Below are 22,625 nucleotides of genomic sequence, written 5' to 3' on the forward strand. Positions count from 1 at the left end.
CGGCGTGCTCTGCTAGCATCAGCACTTGATATGCCCGATGTTGATATGGCCGACTTTATTCCATCGCCGAACAGCATAGCTCTCACGGCCGCAGAGCTCGTCCGCATCGAAGCCGCAGGGCTCGAAAAGCTCGCCACACGCCTCGAAGGCCCGATGCGCGAGACGTTCGCCCGCGTCGTCGAGCGCATCGTCGAAGCCGTCCGCACCCGCCGCCGCACCATCGTCACAGGCGTCGGCAAGAGCGGCTTGATCGCCCGCAAGATCGCCGCAACCCTCGTCTCCACCGGCACGCCCGCCCAGTTCCTCCATCCCTCCGACGCCCTCCACGGCGACCTCGGCGTCGTCACCGCGGGCGACGTCGTGCTCGCTCTCTCCTACTCCGGCGAGACCGACGAGCTGCTGCGCCTGATCCCGGTCCTGCCGCGGCTAGGCGCGACCCTCATCTCGATCACCGGCTGCACCACCTCCACCCTCGCCTCGGCCAGTGCGCATGTGCTGGATGTAGCCATCGACCGCGAGGCCTGCTCGCACCAGCTGGCGCCGACCGCCTCCACCACCGCGATGCTCGCCCTCGGCGATGCCCTCGCCATGGAAGTCAGCGAGCGCCTCAACTTCAAGCCGCGCGACTTCGCCGAGCTGCATCCCGGCGGCCAGCTCGGCAAGCGCCTCGTCACCGTCCGCAAGCTCATGCACACCGGCGCGGAGATGCCCACCGTCGCGCCCACCGCCACCATGCCGCAGATCATCCACGAGATGAGCGCCAAGCGCCTCGGCCTCACGCTGGTGCAATCGCACGACAGGCTGCTCGGCATCCTCTCCGATGGCGACCTGCGCCGCCTGCTCGAGCGCAACGGCCCCCACGCCTTCCACAAGACCGCCGGCGAGATCGTCAACCCCAACCCCCGCACCATCCCGCCCGAGACACTCGCTATCGACGCGCTGATCCTGATGGAGCAGCGCAAGATCACCTCGCTCGTAGTCGTAGAAGAGGGCGATGCCGGCCCCATCGCGCTCGGCGTCGTACACCTGCACGATCTCTGGGAAGTCGCACCGGAACCCGAGACGCCCGAAGCCACTCTTGTCGCCGAGGAAAACTCAGAAGCTCCCGCAAGAGAAGAACTCGTGCAGGGCGATCCCTCCACCACCAGCGACGACGGCGAACAGGAGCCCGAGTTCCGTGGCATTCCCAACGACGAACCCGGCCACATCGACGAACCCGGCGATGACGGAAGGCTGTAACAAAGCGCTACGCGTCAGCGGCTTTCGCCGTTAGCCGCTTTGCGGGTAGCGCTGCGCGTTGGCAAGTCTGGTTCTACGCTGACGCGAAGCGCTAACAACGAAGTCGCCAACCCGCGCAGCGGGCTAACGGCGCAGCCGCTGCTTCGCTACAATCAAAGAGCATGCAACGTTGGTCAAAGCTCTTCATTCCGACCCTTCGCGAGGCCCCGGCCGACGCTGAGGTCGCCAGCCACAAGCTCCTGCTCCGCTCCGGCTACATTCGCCAACTGGGAGCCGGCATCTACAGCTACCTCTTCCTCGGCCAGCGCTCGATCAACAAGATCGTCGCCATCGTCCGCGAAGAGATGGACAAGATCGGGCAGGAGTTCCTTCTGCCCACGCTCAACCCCGTCGAGCTCTGGCAGGAGTCCGGCCGCGAGGCTGTCATGGGGCAGAATCTCTTCCACCTCAAGGACCGCAAAGGAGCCGAGCTCGTCCTTGCCATGACCCACGAAGAGGTCATGACCTCCATCGCGCGCAATGAGCTCCGCAGCTACAAGCAGCTGCCGCAGACCTGGTACCAGATCCAGACCAAGTTCCGCGACGAGCCGCGCCCCAAAGCCGGCCTCATGCGCGTCCGCCAGTTCCTGATGAAGGACTCCTACTCCTTCGACATCGACGCTGCTGGACTCGACAAGAGCTACGACCAGCACGATGCCGCCTACCGCGCTATCTTCACCCGCTGCGGCCTGGACTTCGTCGCCGTCGAAGCCGACTCCGGAGCCATGGGTGGCTCCGGCTCGCAGGAGTTCATGGTGTACACCGAAGCCGGCGAAGACCTCATCGCCAGCTCGGCGTCGGGCTACGCTGCCAACCTCGAGAAGGCCACCTCGCAGCTCACCGCAGTCATCGATCTCGAGCCAACCGGCGACGGCCTGCCCGAGCTCGTGCACACACCCGGCAAGGGAGCCATCGCGGACATCTGCGAGTTCCTCTCCATCCTTCCCTCGCAGGACATCAAGTGCGTCGCCTTCATGGGAGCCATCAGCGGGGCCAAATCCACCGACCCGCTGCGCCCAGTAGTCGCCTTCCTGCGCGGCGATCATCAGGTCAACGAGACCAAGCTCAACGCCATCGCCGGCACCACCGAGCTGCGCCCCATGCTCCCCGAAGAGCTCGAGCTCTACATCGGCGGCCCGGCTGGCTATCTCGGTCCGGTGGGCATCGCCCAGGTGATGACCGGAGGCTCGCTCAACGGCCTCAAGTCCGGCAAAGCCATCGAGAAGCTCAAGGGCGTCTCGCGCGATGCTGCCAGCGAAGGCCTGCGCACCATCGTCGTCATGGATCTCGGCCTCGAAGGCCGCAGCAACCTCGTCGCCGGAGCCAACAAGCTCGACCACCACTTCCGCAACGTGACTCCCGGCCGCGACTTCACGCCCACCGTCATCGCGGACATCCGCAACGTCAACGAAGGCGAGCTCGATCCCCTCGGCGGCCAGCCGCTGCGCATCGGCAAAGCGGTCGAGATCGGCCACATCTTCAAGCTCGGCACCAAGTACACCCAGTCCATGGGCTCGCGCGTGCTCGACGCCAACGGCAAGGAAGTCACGCCCATCATGGGCTGCTACGGCATCGGCATCGAGCGCATCCTGACCTCCGCGATAGAATCCAGCGCCGCCAAGTTCGCAGCCGCCCAGTCTGCGTCTTCTGGACCCTCGGCCCTGGGCCCTGAGCCCTCCTATGCGTTGTCTCCGGCCATCGCGCCCTTCGCCGTAGTCGTCACCGTGACCAACGTCAAGGAAGCCGACCTCGCTGCCGCCGGAGAGAAGATCGCCGCCGAACTCGAAGCCGCCGGCATCGACGTCCTGCTCGACGACCGCGACGAGCGCGCGGGCGTAAAGTTCAAGGACGCGGAATTGATCGGCGTGCCCTACCGCATCAACATCGGCAAGAAGCTCGCCGAAGGCCAGGTGGAGCTCGTCGACCGCCTCCAGCAGACGACAACAGATGTTGCAGTCGAGGAAGTGACACAAACCCTCCAGCGCCTTCTCACCGCATCCAAGTAACGTAGTCATTGCCGGTAGCGATTGTTCCGCCGACCCGCTAACCGCTGTTCTGCTATTTAGCTATTCCGCTGTCTCCCTGGCCCTCTCCCATGCCCGTAAAAGTCAAGCTCGGTCGCAACGCACCCTCCCGCAGTTCCACCGGCACACGTCTGCTGCAGTTTCTCCTTGCCGGCGTTGCGATCGTCGCGGTCGCATGCCTGCTGGTCTTTGGCTTCTACTGGCTCAAGTACCGCGGCCTCGTCGACGATCGCCTCAAGCAGGGCCCGCTCTTCGCCTCGCTCGCACAGGTGTACGCCGCGCCGCAGGAGGTCCGTCCCGGCCAGCAGCGCACCGCGGACAGCATCGCAGCCTCGCTGCGCCGCTCCGGCTACAACGGCGATGCCGCGCACGGCAACCCCATGGGCAGCTTCGAGCTGCGCAGCAACTCCATCCTCATCAAGCCCGGCCCGCAGAGCTTCCTCGCCACCGATGGCGCGACGATCAACACCTCCGGCGGCGTGGTTCAGTCCATCTCCGCCGAGAACGGCGCAGCCCTCGCAGGCTACAAGCTCGAGCCGCAGCTCATCACCGCACTCTCGGAAGACAAGGGCCGCACCAAGCGCCGCCTCGTCACCTACAACCAGATTCCGCCGCAGATGGTGCAGGCGGTCATGGCCATCGAGGATCGCCGCTTCTTCGATCATGGCGGCCTCAACTACGCGCGCACTATAAAGTGCGCCGTGCAGGACATGCTCGCGCACCACATGAGCTGCGGCGGTTCCACGCTCACGCAGCAGCTCGCACGCGGCTTTTTCCTCACGCCCGAGAAGACCTACTCGCGCAAGATCGCCGAGATCGTCATCACCTTCCAACTCGAGTCGCGCTTCAACAAGCAGCAGATCTTCGAGATGTACGCCAACGAAATCCCCATGGGCCAGCGCGGTTCGTTTGCCGTCGCTGGATTCGCGGAAGCTGCCCAGGCGTACTTCGGCAAAGACCTCAAGCAGCTGGATCTCGCCGAGTGCGCTCTCCTCGCCGGCATCATCCAGCGCCCCAGCTACTTCAATCCGTTCCATCATCCCGACCGCGTAATGGAGCGCCGCAACCTCGTGCTCTCTTCGATGGTGGAGACCGGAGCGATCACGCAGGACCAGGCCGAGCGCGCCAAGGCCGAGCCCATCCGCCTCGCGCCGCCCAACGTGGATGCCAGCGAAGCCCCCTACTTCGTGGATCTCGTACACGACCAGATCATTCAGCGCATGGGCGACAACGACCTCTCGCGCTCGCCGCTGCGCATCTACACCTCGCTCGACCCCGAGCTGCAGCGTGCTGCCGCCGAGGCCGTGCAGGCCAGCATGGCCAACGTGGATGAGCTGGTGCGCAAGGTGCATCGCCACGCCACTGGCCCCATCACCTATCCGCAGGTCGCGCTCGTCGCGCTCAACCCGCACACCGGCCAGGTGCTCGCACTGGTAGGCGGCCGCGACTACGGCTCGTCGCAGCTCAATCACGCCGTCGCCGAGCGCCCCACGGGCTCCATCTTCAAGCCCTTCGTCTACGCAGCCGCCTACAACACCTCGCTCAACGGAACGGCCATTGATGGCTCCGGCGTCTTCACCGCGGAGACCAAGCTCAACGACGATCCGCAGGACTTCGGCACGAATGGCCAGTCGTACATCCCTGGCAATTTTGAGAAGGGCGAATACCCCGGCATGGTCGCCGCGGCAGACGCCCTCGCGCACTCGCTGAACATCGCGACCATCGCACTCGCGCAGAAGGTTGGCTACGGCAACGTTGCGGCCCTCGCGCATCAGGCCGGCATCGTCAACGCACGCGCCACGCCCTCCATGGCCATCGGCACCTACAGCGCCACGCCCGTTGACATGGCCGGCGCCTACACCACCTTCGCCAACTCCGGCGTCCACATCAAGCCCTGGTTCCTCTCCAGCGTGCGCAACCAGAACGGCGACATCGTCGCCGACTTCACTCCGCAGGCCCAGCAGGTGCTCGACCCTCGCGTGGCCTACCTCACGCAGACGCTGATGGAAGGCGTACTCAATCGAGGTACTGGCATCAAGGTCCGTTCGCTCGGCTTCACCGCGCCCGCAGCGGGCAAAACCGGCACCTCGCACGATGCATGGTTCGCCGGCTACACCACCAGCCTGCTCACCGTCATCTGGGTGGGCAACGACGACTACACCGACGTGAAGATTCAAGGCGCTGACGCCGCCGCTCCCATCTGGGCCGCATTCATGAAGCGCGCCATCAGCCTTCCGCAGTACTCCGACAACAAGGCCTTTGTTGCACCCGAGGGTGTCGAGAACCTGCGCATCGATCGCGCCAGTGGCCTGGTTGCTGATGAGTCCTGCCCCAGTGACAGCTTCACGGCAGCGTTCCTCGTCGGCACCGCGCCGCAGGGCACCTGCTCCCACATGGGAGTCGACGCACAGACGCTGGGCAACCAGATCTTCAATCCCGACGGCACGCCAGCCGACGACCCCAGCAAGCCCCATCGCAACTTCTTCCAGAAACTCTTCGGCCTCAACGGCGAGAAGCAGCCCAACCCTCCACCCGACCAGCAGCAACCCCCACAGCCACGCAACGAACCGTAGGTGCTCTACAGAGCCCCTGAACCAGCCCTTGCTTTGTCAGGGCGGGACTTCAGTCCCGCCATATGGGCAGTAATCCAATGCGGCTTTAGCCGCTGAGGGAATGTTCTGGGCCTGATCAAACATTGCCTCAGCAACTGATCTTCCGTCGCCCCGGCCCCGTACGCTTCGCCGCCCGTCCCTCCGGAGCCGTATCGCTCTGCCCTTCCGCCGCGATCCACGGTTGGCACTGCGGACACCAGTACGTCGGCCGAGCCTGCGTGCCCTGCAACCGCCGCAGAATCGTCGCGCCGCAGCGCCGGCACTCCTCGCCCTCGCGCCCATACACCCAAAGCCTGTCGCCAACGTTCATCGCATGCGTGGTGCGCCGCTTGCCGCCATACGTCACGATGGCCCCACTCGCACCATCGCTCACATTGGCCCGCATGTACTTCGCCGAGGCGTCGACCATCGCCTGCACTTCGCGCGCGGTCACTGTGCTCATGCGGCGAAACGGATGCACGCCCGCGGCAAACGCCACCTCGCTCTTGTACACGTTGCCGAGCCCAGCCATCACACGCTGATTCAGCAGCGTCACGCCCACCTCCGCCTCAGGATGCTGCAGCGCATGCTGCGTCATCGCCGCAATGCCAGCCTCGGCAGTGAAGCCCTCGGCAAGAATATCCGGCCCCAGCTTGGGCACCTGCGAGCTACGCGCCAACGATCGCTCCGTATGAAACTCCGCGATCGGCACGTTAAACGCAACCGCCTGCATCTCGCCGCAAGTAATCGCCACCCGCATCTTCGCCCGCGGCTGCCACCATTTCTCGCCCGTCCGATACACATGCCACGACCCCGACATCAGCATGTGCGTGACAAGCACCACGGGGCCGCCATCGCTGGCTCCGCCTTCCGCCGTTGCCTTTCTGGTTGTCATTCCCGAAGGGAATCTGCTTTTGTCCGCCTCGGATTCCGGGTGACCCACGTCTCGCTTCTGAGACGTGGGAGTAGCGGAACCAAACCCCGCCCGCGCCGAGAAGTAAATCAGACACCACTTCCCCCGCGCCTCCACCCTCTCCACGGTACGACCCACGATCGGCGCATCGTCAGCCACGCGAGCGAGCGGAGCCAGCCCCGTCTCAAACGCAGTGACCACGCGCCCCCCAAGCGCCTTCTCCAACGCCCGCGCCGCTCGGTAAATGGTGTCGCCTTCAGGCATGGGGTCCCCGTTGCGTAATAAGATGCCGAGGTATGCCCCTTCGACACCTCTTGCTGCGCCTTCTGGTCGTCCTGCTTCTAATGAACCGCTTTTGTTTGGCGCAGACCAACACCCCTTACCAGGAGATCATGCTGGCAACTGACACCTTCTTCGACTTTGGGCCGCCATTTAGCTATTACAACGTTTACAAACTAACTTCATTAGGAGAGCGAACCACCGTCGAGAGGGTCTCTGTCACACCGCCTGCAGGCACCTGTGCTCTACCCGAGGTGAAATCCGCCTCGGCTACCCTCGACGACGGGCTGTCGACGCTATTCGGCGGGCGTGATCTTTGCCGAATCCCCTCCAAGGACCTGAAACGCGAAGAAAAACGATGCAAGCACTGCTTGACCTTTAGCGGAATTCACATGACCGCGCAGGTGTCTTGCGCTGGCGTGACCCGAAATATTCGATTCGAAGTTCTCGACCGCGATATCTTCGACCAGCGGACGCAGACACCGATGAATACTTCTCGTAGCATGGCCTTGCTCGGCAAACTCGACAAGGCGTTAGGCGGAGGGCCGATGAATGAACCAGCATTCCGGATCAACAACTCGCGAGAACCAGCGGCCCCCGTCAACCCCGACGCGATGCTTCTAGATCTGGAGTCAGGTCGCTACGATGCACTCATAAGCGGGGACTCGCTTTCAGCCTTGTACAAAGACTCTCAACAACCATCAATAGATAGAACGGTGACAGTGGAGGCAGTTGAAGGCCCGGCTCCTATTCACCCCACACGGCCGGTATACCCTCCTATCGCGCGCGCAGCTCACGTTGAGGGCGAAGTCCTGCTGAGCATTCGAATGAACCCTGATGGAGCAGTGACCGAAGCCTCAACCATTTCGGGACCGAAATTGCTCCAAGGAGTATCGGAAGCTGCAGCGAAAGAGTGGACCTTCCCTTCCACAGCCGACGGTGGCACTTCTAAAATTCGATTCGTTTTCGCTTTGAATTGCCCCACTCTACACACATCCAGTTCTAGTCTGCGCTAGCCGTACCGACACGCGAAACTGGCATCAGTCCCCTTCGCACATTGAATCCCACCGGCGCCGCCTGGAAGCCCGCATCCAGCAGGAACCGTGCGAGCGGATGCTCTGCGACAGGCGCGCCGTTGATGCTCGCAATCAACATGCTCGTGCGCCCGCGGCCTTCAGGGTTGTCGTCCCGCTGCACCTGTGCGACGAGGAACCCTGCCAGCACGCGCGCGTACTGCGAGCGCTGCGGCTCTTCCTCCGGCAGCAGTAACTGAATATTCGGATTCCCACGCCGCAGATACGCCGTCAGCGCCCCATCCACCAGCACCACGCGCGCGCCAACGCTCCGCGTCAACGAGCTTCCTTCCTCCGGCGCCGCAGGCCAGCGCAGTAGCGTCCCATAGGGATTCGCCACATCGCTCGCCGCAAGCATCACCACCTCGTGCTTGTCGCCGTCGACGTTCAGCACGCCGGGCCGCAGCGATCGCAACAGGTCCACCGCCCCCGGCATCGCAAACTGCGTCGCGCCAAGCTCCGCAGCGAAGTAGCCACGCCGCACGCGGCCCGATTCCTCCAGCGTCTTCAACGCATCATAGATCGCCGAGAAACCGCCAGGCAGGCTCTCCGCATGCGCCGTCTCACGAAACACCACGCCATACCGCGCGAGCAGCTGCAGCGCAATCGCCGCAGACCATGCCGTAACTCGCGCCGGCGTGATCGCGGCCTCATCGAACGCCGCAGCGTTGAGGCTCCATCGTCCCTGCGCCGTAGGCGGCGTGGTGCGCCGCGAACGAAACGCCTGCTGATTATGCACCCGCCGCGCAGGCGCCTTACGCACCGCACTCGCCGACGAACGCTCGCAGTACGCGCGAAGCGCCTGCACCGCATCATTGATCACCATGCCGCGCCACACCAGCGACCACAACGCATCCAGCGTCTCGCCCGGATAACCACCACCCACACCATCATGCAGCGGCTGAAAGAACGAAGCCCCATGCCCCCGCAGATACTCGAGCAATTGCAACTCACGCTCGCTCAGCGCGCCGCCCTCATTCGCCTTGTCATCCTGAGGAGCCTTGCGACGAAGGACCTGCTTCTCGGAACCCTCGATCCTGTTCGGCGGCCACAACAGGCGCACGCGATCCGCAAGGTACAGCGCGACGCGGCCGTCGTACTCACCCAACGGCTCGAGCCCAACCCACACGACTTCGCCCGCAGCGACCAGCGTGTCGAGGTCTGCAGCCTTGTAACCAAGCAAGCGAGCAGAAAGAATCTCCGTCTCCAGCAACGATGCCGCAAGCGGCGCGCCCTGCAAGCCCTCGATCACATCCAGCAACGCATCCAGCCCGCGCCGCGGCGACACCACACCCTGCCAGCGTGTGAACAGCCGCGCCAGCGTCTGCTGCGCCACGGGCTCTATCTGCTTCCGCAAGCGCGCAAGCGACTTGCGGCGTATAGCCCGCAGCACCTCGCTCTCCACCCACTCGCGATTGAGCCCACCCGGACGGAAGCCGCCCTCCACGACGCGGCCCATGCCCACCAACCGCTCCAGCACAGCCTCAAGCTGCGCCTTCGGCAGCTGGTAACGCTCTGCAAGCTCGACCGTCGTGAAGGGTCCATGCGTGCGAGCATAACGTCGCGCAATGTCCAGCATCGCCTCCGGCGCAACCTCAAGAAATGCAGCTGGCAGTCCCGGAGGCAACGGCACACCCAGCGCATCACGAACTCGCGCTGCATCCTCCATCGCAATCACCCGCTTCTCCCCTGCAATGCGAACCTCGAGCACCCGTCGCGCCTTGAGCAGCCGCTCAATCCACGCCGAAGCATCGCCATCAGCCCGTTCTGCAATCTCTTCGCGTGTCAGGTCACCGAGCCGCAACAAAAGATCATGCACGCCATCGAGCGACCTTGCCTTGTAATCATCCGCCAGACACTGCAGCTGCTCTTCCGTCTCTTCGATCGCCGCAGCATCCAGCAACTCACGCAGGTCCGCATCGCCCAGCAGCTCCCTCAACTGGTCTTGATCGATAGCCAGCGCCTGCGCGCGACGCTCGGCCAGCGGAGCGTCGCCATCGTAGATATAGTTCGCCACATAGCTGAACAGCAGCGCTCCAGCAAACGGCGAAGGCGTGCGCGTATCAACGACGTGAACGCGTAACGCCCGATTCGTGATCGCCCGCAGGATCTCCATCAACGCCGGCATGTCGAAGACATCGCGCAGGCACTCGCGATAGGCCTCCAGCAGCATCGGAAACTCGCGATACCGCGCGGCCACGCTCAGCAGGTCATACGCTCGCTTGCGCTGCTGCCACAAGGGCGTTCGCCCGTCGGCGCGACGGCGCGGCAGCAGCAGCGCGCGTGAGCTGGCCTCGCGAAACTTCGCCGCAAACAACGCGCTCGATCCAAGCTGCCGAAGGATCAGATCGTTCGCCTCTTCGGCAGGCATCAACAGCAGCTCCGCGTCCGGCGCGGCATCCGTATCCGGAAAGCGAATGACGAAGCCGTCCTCGCTCCACATCGTCTCCACATCAAGGCCCGCATCCTTCAACCGCGCACTCACGGCCATCGCCCATGGTGTGTGCACTCTGCTGCCGAAGGGCGTGAGACAGCACATGCGCCAGTCGCCCATCTCGTCGCGCACGCGCTCGATCACGATGGTGCGATCGTCCGGCACCTCCGTCGTCGCAAGCTCCTGGTCCGCGAGATAACGCAGCACATTCTCCGCAGCCTGCTGCCCAAGATCATGCTCGTTCATGAGTCGCGTCATCGCTGCCGATCGAGGAAGCTCGCGCAGCTCGCGCGTCAGCGCCCCGATGCGGCGTCCGAACTCGACGGGCCGCCCCGGCCGATCGCCATGCCAAAACGGCATCTTGCCCGGCTCGCCGGGAGCCGGCGACACCAGCACACGATCATGCGTAATCTCATCGATACGCCACGTCGATGCGCCAAGCACGAACGTCTCACCTGTCCGTGCCTCGAAGACCATTTCCTCATCCAGTTCGCCGACCCGCAGCGGTTTGGTCGCTCCACTGAGAAACACACCATACAGCCCGCGATCAGGAATAGTGCCACCATTCAGGATCGCCAGCCGCTTCGCTCCCTGCCGCGGCGTCAGCCACTGCCGCTGCCGGTCCCACACAATGCGCGGACGTAGCTCCGCAAACTCATCCGACGGATAGCGGCCCGCAAGCATGTCCAGCACACCCTCGAACGAAGTCACACTGACCACACTGAACGGAGCCGCCCCCCGCACGATGCGCAACAGCTCGTCATAACTGATCCCCGCCGACTCCTCCGCATCCCCAACCTCGGAGTTGTCATCCTGAGCGGAGCGAAGGACCTGCTTCTTGTCTGCCGCGGCAATCTTCAAAGGCGGTTGCGCCACCATTGCCACAATCTGCTGCGCCAGCACATCCAGCGGGTTACGCAGGAACCGCGTCGACTCCACATGCCCCTCATGCATCGCCTGCGTCACCGCAGCACACGCCACCAAGTCCGCGCGGTACTTGGGAAAGATGATGCCCGTAGACGGCGCGCCCACCTGGTGCCCTGCGCGCCCAATACGCTGCATCCCGCTCGCTACACTCGGCGGCGCCTCGATCTGCACCACAAGATCGACCGCACCCATATCAATACCAAGCTCGAGCGACGACGTGCACACCAGCGCCTTGAGACGCCCGGCCTTCAGCATCTCTTCAATCTCACTGCGCTGTGCCGCAGCCAGCGATCCATGATGCGCGCGCGCAAGGTTCTCGCCGGCGAGTTCATTCAGCGCACCGGCCAACCGCTCCGCCACACGCCGTGCATTGACGAAGATCAGTGTCGACGTGCGCGCCCGCACAATCTCCAGCAGCCGCGGATGAATCGACTGCCAGATCGACGTCCTCTTCGGCCCCTGCGACGCCGGCCCGCTAGGCAGTTCCTCCATCTCGCCAAGCCGTGCCATATCCTCAACAGGCACCTCAACCGTGAGCTCCAGCCGCTTGCGTGCTCCAGCATTGATGATCGTCACCGGCCGATAGCGAATGTCGGTGACATCGTTTGGTGTCTCGACTTCGTTGTTGCCTTTTTTGCTGTAGTTTCCTCTCTTGTTGTCATCCCCGAAGGGGATCTGCTTCTCCCCATTGGACGCGGCCTCGCTATCCACTGCGCCCACGCTCTCGCCCTCTGGACCCTTGGCCCTGGTCCCTTGGCCCTCTCGTCTCCCTTCAGCTCCACCCAGAAACCGCGCCACCTCTTCCAGCGGCCGCTGCGTCGCGCTCAGTCCTATCCGCTGCAACCTCCGCCCGCACAACGCCTCCAGCCGCTCGATCGACAGCATCAGGTGCGCCCCGCGCTTGGTCGGCACCAGCGCATGGATCTCGTCGATGATGACCGTCTCGATGGTTCGCAGCGCTTCGCTTGCATTCGAGGTCAGCAGCAGATACAGCGACTCCGGCGTGGTGATGAGGATGTCGCCCGGGTGCGTGCGAAAACGCGCACGATCGCGCGGACTCGTGTCGCCGGTGCGCACGCTGATCTCCGGCACATGCACCGCAACACCCTCGCGCTGCGCCATGTTCGCAATGCCCGCAAGCGGTGAGCGCAGGTTGCGTTCGACGTCCACAGCCAGCGCCTTCAGTGGCGAAATGTACAAGACCTTGCAGCCTGCGCCAGGTGCCCGTCCTCCGCGCTTGGCTTTAGGCAACCCAGCTGCCTGCTCCGCTACTGCGCCTTCTGAACCCTGGCCCCTAAACCCTGGACCCTTGGCCCTTGACCCTTGGCCCTCGTCACTCAGCATCAACCGATCCAGGCACCAAAGAAACGCAGTCAACGTCTTGCCCGTACCCGTCGGGGCAAGGATCAGCGTCGACTCGCCGCGTGCGATGGCCGGCCACCCCTCGCGCTGCGGCGCGGTCACGTCCTCAAAGACCGCACGAAACCACCCCGCAGTCACGGGATGGAAGAGCGCAAGCACATCCTCGGTGCTCTGTGTCTCCGCCGCTGCGGGCAGCTCGATCGTCTTCGTTCGCTTGGCCAAAGTATCGCTCAATGGGCAACGACACGCGGGCAACGCGCCGAAGCCTCTCGATTGGATGCAAACAGGACGAAACGGTGCGGTCAAGCGCTTGTGCTACAAGGGCAACGCCCGCCCCAACTTCCGCCCGACAGGGAACCTCTCCACGCGATGCCCTGGGGTTGCACTCTCGCAGCCTTCGGCTTAGGATCGACCTTTCCCGGAGCCGCAAAAAGCGTCTTTGGGAAGGATGCCCAATGGCATGGGCTCTAGAATCTGGCCTCTAAAAATCTAGCCTCTAGGATCTGGCCTCTGGGAGGAGACCGTGATGCAGGCGACAAACAACAAGATCTCCAACCTCTCCGACGACCTGCGCGCCAGGCTGCGCGAGCTCGCCACAGCTGTCGCACAACACTCCTACTCACCCTACAGCCGCTTTCGTGTAGGAGCAGCGCTGTTGTTCGCGGATGGCTCCATCGTCACCGGCTGCAACGTCGAGAACGCGTCCTACCGCCTGACCTCCTGCGCGGAGCAGGCCGCGATCGCCCGCGCTGTCAGCGAACTTGGCCCCGCCATCCGCCTCCGCGCCGTGGCTGTCGCCAACCTCAACGACTCAGCCTCCATGCCCTGCGGTGCCTGCCGTCAGACCCTCTCCGAGTTCGGCGATGACAACACCCTGATCCTCTACCCCGCCGAGCACGGCGCACCCGCCGAGACCACGCTCGGCGAGCTGCTGCCGCATGCCTTTCGCGGGGCCTTCATTGAGCCCCGGTAAACAGTTCGCAGGCAACACACTGCCGACCCAGAAGAAGCATCTCCCATGTCACAAGCTGTGATCCACCCGATCGACCTCATCCTGAAGAAGCGCGATGGCGGCGAGCTGAGCGCCGCCGAGATCGAACATTTCGTCCGCACCGTCGTGCTCTATGGCGAGCAGCAGATCGCCGAATCCCACGGCGAAGTGCCCGCAGCTCTGGCCGCGCAGGACCGCATCACCGCCGCACAGATCGCCGCCATGCTGATGGCCATCTTCCAGCGCGGTCTCACCCGTCAGGAACTCGCCGATCTCACCAACGCGATGCGTTACTCCGGGGAGACCTTCGACGCCAGCGGCCTAGATACCTTCACCGTCGACAAGCACTCCACCGGCGGCGTCGGCGACAAGAGCTCCCTGCTCATCGCGCCCATCGTCGCGGCAGCAGGCCTCCAGGCCTCTCCCTCGATCTCCGTGCCGATGATCTCCGGGCGCAGCCTCGGCCACACAGGCGGTACGTTAGACAAACTCGAAACAATCCCCGGCTTCGACACCCAGCTTCCCTTAGCCCGCATGCGCGAGGTCCTGGCACGCACCCACGCCGCGCTCGTCGGCCAGACCCCGCGCCTCGTCCCGGCCGACCGCATCCTCTACGCCATGCGTGACCACACCGGCACGGTCGAATCGCCGTACCTCATCTGCGCCAGCATCATGAGCAAGAAGCTCGCCGAGGACATCCGCGGCCTCGTGCTCGACGTCAAGGTAGGCTCAGGCGCGTTCATGCCCAGCTACGAGCAATCGAAGTTTCTCGCCAGCCTCATGGTCTCGACAGGCGAACTCGCAGGCACGCGCACCGCAGCGGTGCTCACCACGATGGACGAGCCGCTCGGGCGCTTCAGCGGCAACTGGGTCGAGGTCTGGGAGTGCGTCGACATCATGCAGGGAAGACGACATGCCATGTCGTCTGACTTAATCGCCCTCTCGAACGTGCTCTCCGGCTGGATGCTCTACTTCGCCGGCAAGACCGCTTCACCCGAGGACGGCGCGAAGCTCAGCGATGACCTGCTGCTCAGCGGAGCAGCCTACAAGTCTTGGCTCGCGATCGTGGAAGCCCAGGGCGGCGACGTGCGCGTCTTCGAGGATCCCGCCAGCGGGCATCAGCCCAAGGCCACGCGAATCGTCACCGCCGAACGCGCCGGCTATCTTCGCGGTATGGATTGCAAGCAGGTGGGCTGGGCGGTGCAGCGGCTGGGCGCGGGGCGCGCAAAGCCTGGCGATCCGGTGAGCGCTCACGCAGGCATCGAGTCCCACGCAAAACTGGGCATGAAGCTCGAGGCCGGGCAACCGATCTTCACGCTCTTCAGCGAAGACCCCGCGCTGCTCGATGAGCCCGAACAGATGCTGCGAGCGACCCTTGAGATCGGCGCAGAGCCGCCCACGTTACACCCTCTGGTGCGCGAAGTCGTGACCAGCGGACATTGAATGTTGAAAGGGACCGCGCGGAGCGGCCCCGAGCTTACGCCTTGGCTTCCGCGGTGCCGGCAGTCCAGGCGAGCGAAGCGGCAGCAGAAAATGCCGAACCCTGGCGGCGCGTGGTGCGATTGCCGGCAAGCGCCGGCTTCTCAGCCTCTACACTCGCGGTTGCGGCGGCGGGAACCGGCGTTTCGTCTTCGAGGGTCGGCTCCGTGGCACGCATCGAACGCGGCAGATCCTTCTCGCTGAACTCCATCCCGTCGGCCACCAGGCGCTTCGCCGTCTTCACCAGCAGCTCGCGCTTCAGCGTCAGCTTGCGGGCTGCGGCGTTGCGGTCGGCTTCGGTCGGGAAGGTCTCGTACTTCATCAAGTGCGCCAGCTTCCGATCAAAGAGGTCGATCTCTTCGTGCACGCTCTTCAGGTAGTACTTGTTCTCGCTCGTGTTCGCCATGTAGTGCTCTCCTCAATTCCGGTCAAAAACGCGACCGTGAATCTCCGACCTTGCAGGAATCGTGCAATGGACCTGGCAGCGCGTCGGCGCCAAGGCCCCAAAAAAGAAAAAAGGGCGGTCCCAGGGAACCGCCCCTTTCCCATATTGTGATGCGTTACGCGACGCGAACGTTCTCGGCCTGCCAGCCCTTGGGGCCCTTGACCACGTCGAACTGAACCTGCTGGCCTTCCTGTAGCGAACGGAAACCGTTGCTCTGGATGGCGGTGTGATGGACGAATACGTCCTCACCGTTAGCGCGGCTCAAAAAACCAAAACCCTTAGTATCGTTGAACCACTTCACTGTTCCAGTTTCCATTGTCTTGTCCTTTAAATCAGATGAACCGCTGAACGCAATTTGGAATTGTTTGCGAGTAGAGCGGACAGCCAGAACAGGCAATAGACCAGATCGGATTCGTCGATCTCTTTCAGTGTAGCATTGCCAGCCACAACTTAGCCCCGGTTAGTGCGTCGAAACACGAAACTTCTTCTTCGCGACCGTCTGGGGCCCCACATCTGTCCCGATCCGGCGTCCTCCGGTACACTTGCCTTTTCTGGCGAACCATCTTCATTTGTAAGCATTAAGGGAGCGCGCCTTGGGACGATTCACCGGTCTGCTTGGACTTCTTGTCTTTCTCGGCGTAGCCTACGCACTCTCCACCAATCGCCGCGCCATCCGCTGGCGCACCGTCGCGTGGGGACTCGGTCTGAAGCTGTTCTTCGCCATCTTGGTAATCACGGTAAGCTACGGCCAGAAGGGCCTCAAGGCCGGCTCCGACGCCGTCACCGCCCTCCTCGGCCACGCCGTCGACGGCTCCGCCATGGTCTTCGGCCAGCTCGGCGACCCGCACAGCCCGCTCCAGGTCTTCGCCTTCTCCGTCCTGCCGACCATCATCTTTGTCTCCGCGCTCTTCGCCATGCTCTACCACCTCAAGATCATGCAGCAGGTCATCAAGGTCATGGCCTGGCTCATGCAGCGGACCATGGGCACCTCCGGCGCGGAGTCCACCAACGTCGCTGCTTCCATCTTCATGGGCCAGACCGAAGCCCCGCTCACCATCCGCCCCTTCCTCGGCGACGCCACCCGCTCCGAGCTGATGACCATCATGACCTCCGGCATGGCCCACGTCTCTGGCGGCATCATGGCGGCCTACATCCTCTTCGGTATCCACGCGCAGGACCTGCTCTCGGCCGTCATCATGACCGCGCCTGGCACCATCCTCATCTCTAAAATGCTCGTGCCCGAAACCGAAGTTCCCGCCACCATGGGCACCGTACACATGAGCGAGAACGAGGAGCACAAGAACGAAAACCTCATCGGCGCCGTCGCCCGCGGCACCATCGACGGCGGCCAGCTGGCCTGGAACGTCGCCATCATGCTCATCAGCTTCCTCGCCGTGGTCGGCCTCATCAACGCCATCATGCTCGGCATCTCCGACTGGACCTGGACCCACGGGCGCATTCCCTTCCCGCACTCGCTCGGCAACGCCCTCGGCGCACTGTGCTCCCCGGTCGCCTGGCTCATCGGCATCCCCTGGAGCGAGTCGAAGATGGTCGGCAACCTCATCGGAACCCGCGCCGTGCTCAACGAGTTCATCGCCTACCACCAGCTCGGCGAGCTCGCCAAGGCCGGCCAAGTCAGCGTCCGAACGCTCTCGATCACCACCTTCGCCCTCTGCGGCTTCGCCAACCTCGGCTCAGTCGGCATGCAGATCGGCGGCATCGGAGCCCTCATCCCCAACCGCCGCAACGAGCTCGCCAAGCTCGGCATGCGCGCCATGCTCGCCGGCACGATGGCCAACCTGATGTCCGCAAGCATCGTGAGCATGCTCATCAAGTAAGAAGCGCCCACGATTCTGCTAGGCTTGTGGTCGTAGGAGGCTAGCGATGACCCGCACCATTGAGGTGGAAATCGACTCCCTCGGTAGCGTTCGACCTCTGGCGCCCGAGGAAACCATCCCTACCGGCCGCGCGAAGTTGACATTCGAGTTTGCCGCCAACCACGAGACGCTTCTCTCCGAGCGCGCCCTCGCGGAAGACTGGCTGCGATCCGAAGAGGAAGACGCATGGCAGCACCTGCAGCCGGTCAGATAGCTCTAATCCGGTTTCCGTTTTCTGACCTGAGCGGGACCAAACTGCGTCCCGCACTGATTCTCGCGGCTTCTGACCGAAGCGACTGGATCGCCTGCCAGATCACCAGCAACCCCTACGGGGATACGCGCTCCATTCAGATCGACCAGGTCTCATTTTCGTCCGGTGGCCTTAGCCGGGTCAGCTTTGTTCGACCAGCCAAGCTCTTCACCGCGCACGAATCTCTCTTCGCTGGCACCGCTGGCTCGCTGCAGCCCGAAGTCTTGGCTGCCATTCGTGAACGCGTTGCGGCTATCATCATCGGCCTCTGACCTCGCCACTACCGCAGTTTCAACGTAGTCAGCGCAAACAGCGCGAAAATCAGCGCCAAAATCCAGAACCGCGCAATCACCTTCGACTCCGACCACCCGGCCAGCTCAAAGTGATGATGGATCGGCGCCATCCTGAAGATCCTCTTCCCACCGCGCAGCTTGTAGCTGCCCACCTGCAGCATCACGCTCACCGCCTCCATGATGAACACGCCGCCGATGAACGGCAGCAGCAGCTCCTGCTTGATGACCACCGCCACCGTCGCAATCGCGCCGCCCAGCATCAGCGAGCCAACATCTCCCATGAAGATCTCCGCCGGATGCGCGTTATACCAAAGGAAGCCGATGGAAGCTCCCACCATCGCCCCGCAGAAGATCGTCAGCTCGCTCACCTGCGGCATGCGCTGCAGCTCCAGGTAGTCCGCAAAGACCACGTGCCCACTCACATACGTAAGCACCGTCAGCGCGCCCGCCGCGATGATCGTGCAGCCAATCGCCAGGCCATCCAACCCGTCCGTGAGGTTCACCGCGTTCGAGCTGAACGTGATCACCAGCATCACGAAGATGATGAACGGCAGGAACGCCAGCAGACTCAGGTGCGGCACGTGCCGCAGCGAGTCGATGATGAGGTTCGGCCGCAGGTGCTTCGCGAACGGAACGATCAGCCGCGTCGAGTAGGATCCCTGTTCCTCGAGGAACACCAGCGACAGCGCTACCGCAAGGCTGGCCACGAACTGCAGCGCCAGCTTCTGCCGCGACGTGAGCCCCAGGTTCCGCTTGTGCACTACCTTGATGTAATCGTCTGCGAAACCAATCGCCGCAAACGCCACGGTCGAGAACAGCACAACCCACACGAACGGGTCCGCAAGATTGCTCCACAGCAGCGTGGGAATCACGATGGAGATGCCGATGAGCACACCGCCCATCGTCGGTGTGCCGCCCTTCTTTTTGTGGCTCTCCGGGCCTTCCTCGCGGATGTACTGTCCGATCTGGAACTCGCGCAGCCGCTCGATCACAAACGGCCCAATCAGCAGGCCGATCAGCATCGCCGTCAGGCTCGCGAAGACGCAGCGGAACGTGACGTAGCGAAAGATGCGGAAGACCGGGAAGTACGGAAAGAGCTTCTGATAGAGCAGCCAGTAAAGCAACGCGAGGTCCTCATGCGGAGGGATGGGCGATACAGCGCAGCCATCACCGCGTGGCGCTGTTCAAGGCCCATCTTACGCTGCCCGCAAGCGCAGGAACCGTGCCTTCCCGGATGCGCCTCACAACGGGTTTGCACTGGCAATTCCTGCACAAGGCCCACGTTGAAGGGCCGCGCCTCGGCCCCGCCCTACGCCCTTCTGATCGACTGGCACGAACGGCAGGTCACGGCTTCAGCCGTGACAAAAAGGCACCAAAAACTGCGGGGCGTTAGCCCCTGAGGAAGCGCTCGAAGACTTCATCAGATCTTCTAGTTCGGGCCCATCGCCAGAGCATCCAGCGCGCGCTCCAGCCGCACGCCGCGCGAAGCCTTCAGCAGGATCACATCGCCCGCACCGGCATGGGTTCGCAGCCACTCGCCTGCCTCTTCCGGCGTCTCGACAAACATCACCCGCGAGCCGCCATTCCCCGCGGCATGCACGATCTCCCGCGCCAGTCCCCGCACGCCGATCACCAGGTCGATGCCCGCATCTGCCGCCGCCAATCCGCACTCGGCATGCAGCCGCGCGGCTTCGGGGCCAAGCTCCAGCATCTCGCCTGCAATCAGCACGCGCCGCTTGGCGTTCGACACCGCCAGCGCGCGGATCATCGCCTCCAGCGCACGCGGGTTGGAGTTATACGTGTCATTGATAATCTGCGCGCCGTGGAACTCAATCACGTTGCCGCGCTTCTCGCCCGGCGTCATCTCCTCCAGCGCACCCACACACTCCAGCGGATCGATCCCCGCAAGCACGCCCACCGCAACCGCGGCCAGCGCGTTGAGCACATTGTGCCGGCCCGGAAGCTGCAGTGTCATCGGCCAGGGATCGGCCTCGAAACCTCGCAGCTCCACCTCGAACTCCGTACCCAGCAGGCCGCGGTCCTCAATGTTGATCGCGCGAACGCCCACACCGTTATGCGTGCCGAAGAGCAGCGATCGCTCGCCCATCCCGCGCGCAAAGGCAGCCACACGCTCATCATCGCCATTAAGCACGGCAATGCCATCCGGCGGCAGCGCCTGCACCAACTCGTACTTCGCCCTTTGAATGCCAGCAAGGCCGTCAGGGAAGAACTCCAGATGCACCGGCCCGACGTTCGAGACCACCGCCCAGTTAGGCTCGGCGATCTTCGCCAGCGCCTTGATCTCGCCCGCGTGGTTCATGCCCATCTCAAGCACCGCAATCTCATGCTCAGGCTCGAGCCGCAGCAGCGTCAGCGGCACACCGAATTGATTGTTGTAATTGCCCTCGGTCTTCAGCACGTGGAACTGCGTTCCCAGCACCTGCGCAATGCACTCCTTGGTCGTCGTCTTGCCGGCCGAGCCGGTCACGCCAATCACGCGCTTGCCCCACGAGCGACGCACATTCCATGCCAGCCGCTGCATCGCGAACAGGATGCAGTCATCGCAATCGGGAATGCGCAGCAGCTTCGCTTCGTCAACCGTCTCGGGCCGCAGCCAGCGCATCGAAACCACCGCCGCGACCGCGCCATCCTTGAGCGCTGTCTCCACGTAGTCGTGGCCATCCACGCGCTCTCCGCGCACCGCAAAGAACAAGTCGCCCGCACTCAGTGTGCGCGAATCGATGGAATAGCCAAGCGCCTCGGCGCTCTCGTCGAAGTCACCTTCAGCATGAATCCAGTCGGCAATCTGGCCAAGAGTGAGTTTCAAGCGTTCCGTTCTCCCTGCAGGGTCTCAAGTACGCGAGCAGCCTCGGCAACATCGTCGAAAGGCACCGTACGGTCAGCAAAGATCTGCGTCTTCTCATGCCCCTTGCCCGCCAGCAGAACGATATCACCCGGCCTGGCCGCGCGAATCGCAATCTCGATGGCCGCTCTTCGGTCTTCCTCCACCACGAAGTCACCCATGTAACTCCCATCGGCCAGCAGCAGCCCCCGAACCACCTCGGCGATGATCTCCGCAGGATCCTCGCTGCGCGGATTGTCGCTCGTCACCACCACCAGATCACTCTCTGCCGCGGCCACGCGCCCCATCTTCGGCCGCTTGGTCCGGTCGCGATCGCCGCCGCAACCAAACAGCGTGATCACGTTGCCGCCATGCGGTGAGACCAGGTCATGCGCCAGCATCAACAGGTTCTTCAACGCATCGTCGGTGTGCGCATAGTCCACCACCACCGTGAAGTTCGCCTCACGCGAGCCCGGCACGACCTCGAAGCGTCCAGGCACCTGCTTCAGCGTCGGCGCAGCAGCGGCAACCTCCTCGAGCGTCAAGCCACGCGCAATCGCCGCGCACGCCGCGGCCAGGAAGTTGTAGACGTTCACGCGCCCAGTCAGCGGCATCGTGATCTCAGCTTGGCCCTTCGGCGTCGCGAAGACAAAGTTCGACTCGCCCGCATGCAGCTCGACATCCACCGCGCGATAGTTCGCCGCCTCCACCCAGGCATCAATCCCATAGCGCATCACCTGCGTCGCATCGCCACGCGCGCGAGCCATCTGCGCGGCATAGGGATCGTCTGCGTTGATCACAGCGACACGCGGCGCAGGAGCCCCCACACCCTCGAACAGCCGAGCCTTCGCCGCAGCATAGCGCTGCATCGTCTCGTGGTAGTCGAGGTGGTCCTGCGTGAGGTTGGTGAAGATTGCCACATCCACCGGCAGCTTCCACACACGCTCCTGGTCAAGCGCATGCGAGCTCATCTCCATCACCGCCTCAGTGCAACCCGCGGCGACGCCCTCCGCAAAGATCTCCAGCACGTCGCGCGACTCCGGCGTGGTGTGCGGGCTCTCACGCACCTCATCGCCAACGTGAACCTCAATCGTCCCGATCAGCACGCTCTTGCGGCCAACACTATGCAGCAGCTGCTCCGTGAGCAGTGCCGTCGTGGTCTTGCCATTGGTGCCCGTGACGGCAATCAGCGCAAGCTTCTGTTCAGGATGCCCGAAGACCGCGGCGCTGATCTCCGCCAGCGCGCGACGTCCTGCAGTGTGCCCTTCGCCCACCAGAGCGAGCGCAAGCTCCGGATGCGCGGCCTTCAGCGCGTCGAAGACCTCGCGCGTGTCGGTGACGATCGCACTCGCACCCTTGGCAACCGCCGCATCGACGTAGCGGTTCCCATCGGTCGTGCCGCCGCGCATGGCGACAAAGATATCGCCCGGACCCACGCGGCGCGAGTCATACTGCACGCCGCTGACAGCAACGCTGCTCGGCCCCGCTGTCTCCAGCGTGGTTACATCCGCGATCGCTTCATTCCACTGCATCGCTCTCGATTCTATTGGCATGAGATCGTTTTGCG

Annotated in this window: 16 protein-coding genes; 9 read left to right on the forward strand and 7 right to left on the reverse strand. The window is 63.7% G+C overall.

The features are described from left to right. Nucleotides 1–30 precede the first annotated feature (30 nt). The 3 genes from AC5E6W_RS01690 (at nt 31) to AC5E6W_RS01700 (ending at nt 5,875) form a co-directional block, all read left to right on the forward strand. Nucleotides 31–1,239: a KpsF/GutQ family sugar-phosphate isomerase gene (locus AC5E6W_RS01690; protein ID WP_491750524.1), complete on the forward strand. Its 1,209-nt coding sequence runs from the start codon at nt 31–33 to the stop codon at nt 1,237–1,239. 161 nt (nt 1,240–1,400) lie between these two features. Continuing rightward, nucleotides 1,401–3,284: a proline--tRNA ligase gene (locus AC5E6W_RS01695; protein WP_491750525.1), complete on the forward strand. Its 1,884-nt coding sequence runs from the start codon at nt 1,401–1,403 to the stop codon at nt 3,282–3,284. An 89-nt stretch (nt 3,285–3,373) separates the two neighbouring features. Continuing rightward, nucleotides 3,374–5,875: a transglycosylase domain-containing protein gene (locus AC5E6W_RS01700; protein WP_491750526.1), complete on the forward strand. Its 2,502-nt coding sequence runs from the start codon at nt 3,374–3,376 to the stop codon at nt 5,873–5,875. A gap of 127 nt (nt 5,876–6,002) precedes the next feature. Here AC5E6W_RS01700 and AC5E6W_RS01705 read toward each other — a convergent pair whose 3' ends face one another. Continuing rightward, nucleotides 6,003–7,070, reverse strand: coding sequence for a DNA-formamidopyrimidine glycosylase family protein (locus AC5E6W_RS01705; RefSeq protein ID WP_491750527.1), 1,068 nt, complete (start codon nt 7,068–7,070; stop codon nt 6,003–6,005). A gap of 50 nt (nt 7,071–7,120) precedes the next feature. Between AC5E6W_RS01705 and AC5E6W_RS01710 the strand changes: the two genes are divergently transcribed. After that, nucleotides 7,121–8,101, forward strand: coding sequence for an energy transducer TonB (locus AC5E6W_RS01710; protein ID WP_491750528.1), 981 nt, complete (start codon nt 7,121–7,123; stop codon nt 8,099–8,101). On the opposite strand, the gene AC5E6W_RS01715 is transcribed toward AC5E6W_RS01710, so the two are convergent. Next, nucleotides 8,088–13,082: an Lhr family helicase gene (locus AC5E6W_RS01715; RefSeq protein WP_491750561.1), complete on the reverse strand. Its 4,995-nt coding sequence runs from the start codon at nt 13,080–13,082 to the stop codon at nt 8,088–8,090. The two genes, AC5E6W_RS01710 and AC5E6W_RS01715, sit on opposite strands and share 14 nt — an antisense overlap. 325 nt (nt 13,083–13,407) lie before the next feature. On the opposite strand from AC5E6W_RS01715, the gene AC5E6W_RS01720 reads away from it, so the two are divergent. Further along, on the forward strand, nt 13,408–13,854 hold the full coding sequence (locus tag AC5E6W_RS01720; RefSeq protein WP_491750529.1) for a cytidine deaminase: 447 nt from the start codon (nt 13,408–13,410) through the stop codon (nt 13,852–13,854). Between the two features lie 45 nt (nt 13,855–13,899). Beyond that, entirely contained in the window at nt 13,900–15,315 is a 1,416-nt protein-coding gene (locus tag AC5E6W_RS01725; protein WP_491750530.1) for a thymidine phosphorylase, read from the forward strand. 34 nt (nt 15,316–15,349) lie between these two features. Here AC5E6W_RS01725 and AC5E6W_RS01730 read toward each other — a convergent pair whose 3' ends face one another. Next, nucleotides 15,350–15,757: a hypothetical protein gene (locus AC5E6W_RS01730; protein ID WP_491750531.1), complete on the reverse strand. Its 408-nt coding sequence runs from the start codon at nt 15,755–15,757 to the stop codon at nt 15,350–15,352. Between the two features lie 154 nt (nt 15,758–15,911). Then, a complete protein-coding gene (locus AC5E6W_RS01735) occupies nt 15,912–16,112 on the reverse strand; it encodes a cold-shock protein (protein ID WP_103934505.1) in 201 nt (66 codons plus the stop codon). Nucleotides 16,113–16,389: 277 nt separating this feature from the next. Here AC5E6W_RS01735 and AC5E6W_RS01740 point away from each other — a divergent pair, with 277 nt between their 5' ends. The 3 genes from AC5E6W_RS01740 to AC5E6W_RS01750 are packed head-to-tail and all read left to right on the forward strand — an operon-like array spanning nt 16,390 to nt 18,195. After that, complete coding sequence (locus AC5E6W_RS01740) at nt 16,390–17,634, forward strand: NupC/NupG family nucleoside CNT transporter (RefSeq protein WP_491750532.1); 1,245 nt, start codon at nt 16,390–16,392, stop codon at nt 17,632–17,634. Nucleotides 17,635–17,680: 46 nt separating this feature from the next. Then, the gene (locus AC5E6W_RS01745; RefSeq protein ID WP_491750533.1) at nt 17,681–17,887 is read left to right on the forward strand and encodes a hypothetical protein; all 207 of its coding nucleotides are present in this window, start codon (nt 17,681–17,683) and stop codon (nt 17,885–17,887) included. Then, a complete protein-coding gene (locus AC5E6W_RS01750; RefSeq protein WP_491750534.1) occupies nt 17,860–18,195 on the forward strand; it encodes a type II toxin-antitoxin system PemK/MazF family toxin in 336 nt (111 codons plus the stop codon). The genes AC5E6W_RS01745 and AC5E6W_RS01750 overlap by 28 nt, the downstream gene beginning before the upstream one ends. A gap of 8 nt (nt 18,196–18,203) precedes the next feature. Here AC5E6W_RS01750 and mraY read toward each other — a convergent pair whose 3' ends face one another. The 3 genes from mraY to AC5E6W_RS01765 form a co-directional block, all read right to left on the reverse strand. Next, on the reverse strand, nt 18,204–19,340 hold the full coding sequence (gene mraY / locus AC5E6W_RS01755; RefSeq protein ID WP_491750535.1) for a phospho-N-acetylmuramoyl-pentapeptide-transferase: 1,137 nt from the start codon (nt 19,338–19,340) through the stop codon (nt 18,204–18,206). A 305-nt stretch (nt 19,341–19,645) separates the two neighbouring features. Further along, the gene (locus AC5E6W_RS01760) at nt 19,646–21,043 is read right to left on the reverse strand and encodes a UDP-N-acetylmuramoyl-tripeptide--D-alanyl-D-alanine ligase (RefSeq protein WP_491750536.1); all 1,398 of its coding nucleotides are present in this window, start codon (nt 21,041–21,043) and stop codon (nt 19,646–19,648) included. Then, nucleotides 21,040–22,590, reverse strand: coding sequence for a UDP-N-acetylmuramoyl-L-alanyl-D-glutamate--2,6-diaminopimelate ligase (locus AC5E6W_RS01765; RefSeq protein ID WP_491750537.1), 1,551 nt, complete (start codon nt 22,588–22,590; stop codon nt 21,040–21,042). The genes AC5E6W_RS01760 and AC5E6W_RS01765 overlap by 4 nt, the downstream gene beginning before the upstream one ends. Nucleotides 22,591–22,625: the final 35 nt, after the last annotated feature.

Source organism: Bryocella sp. (assembly GCF_058498515.1).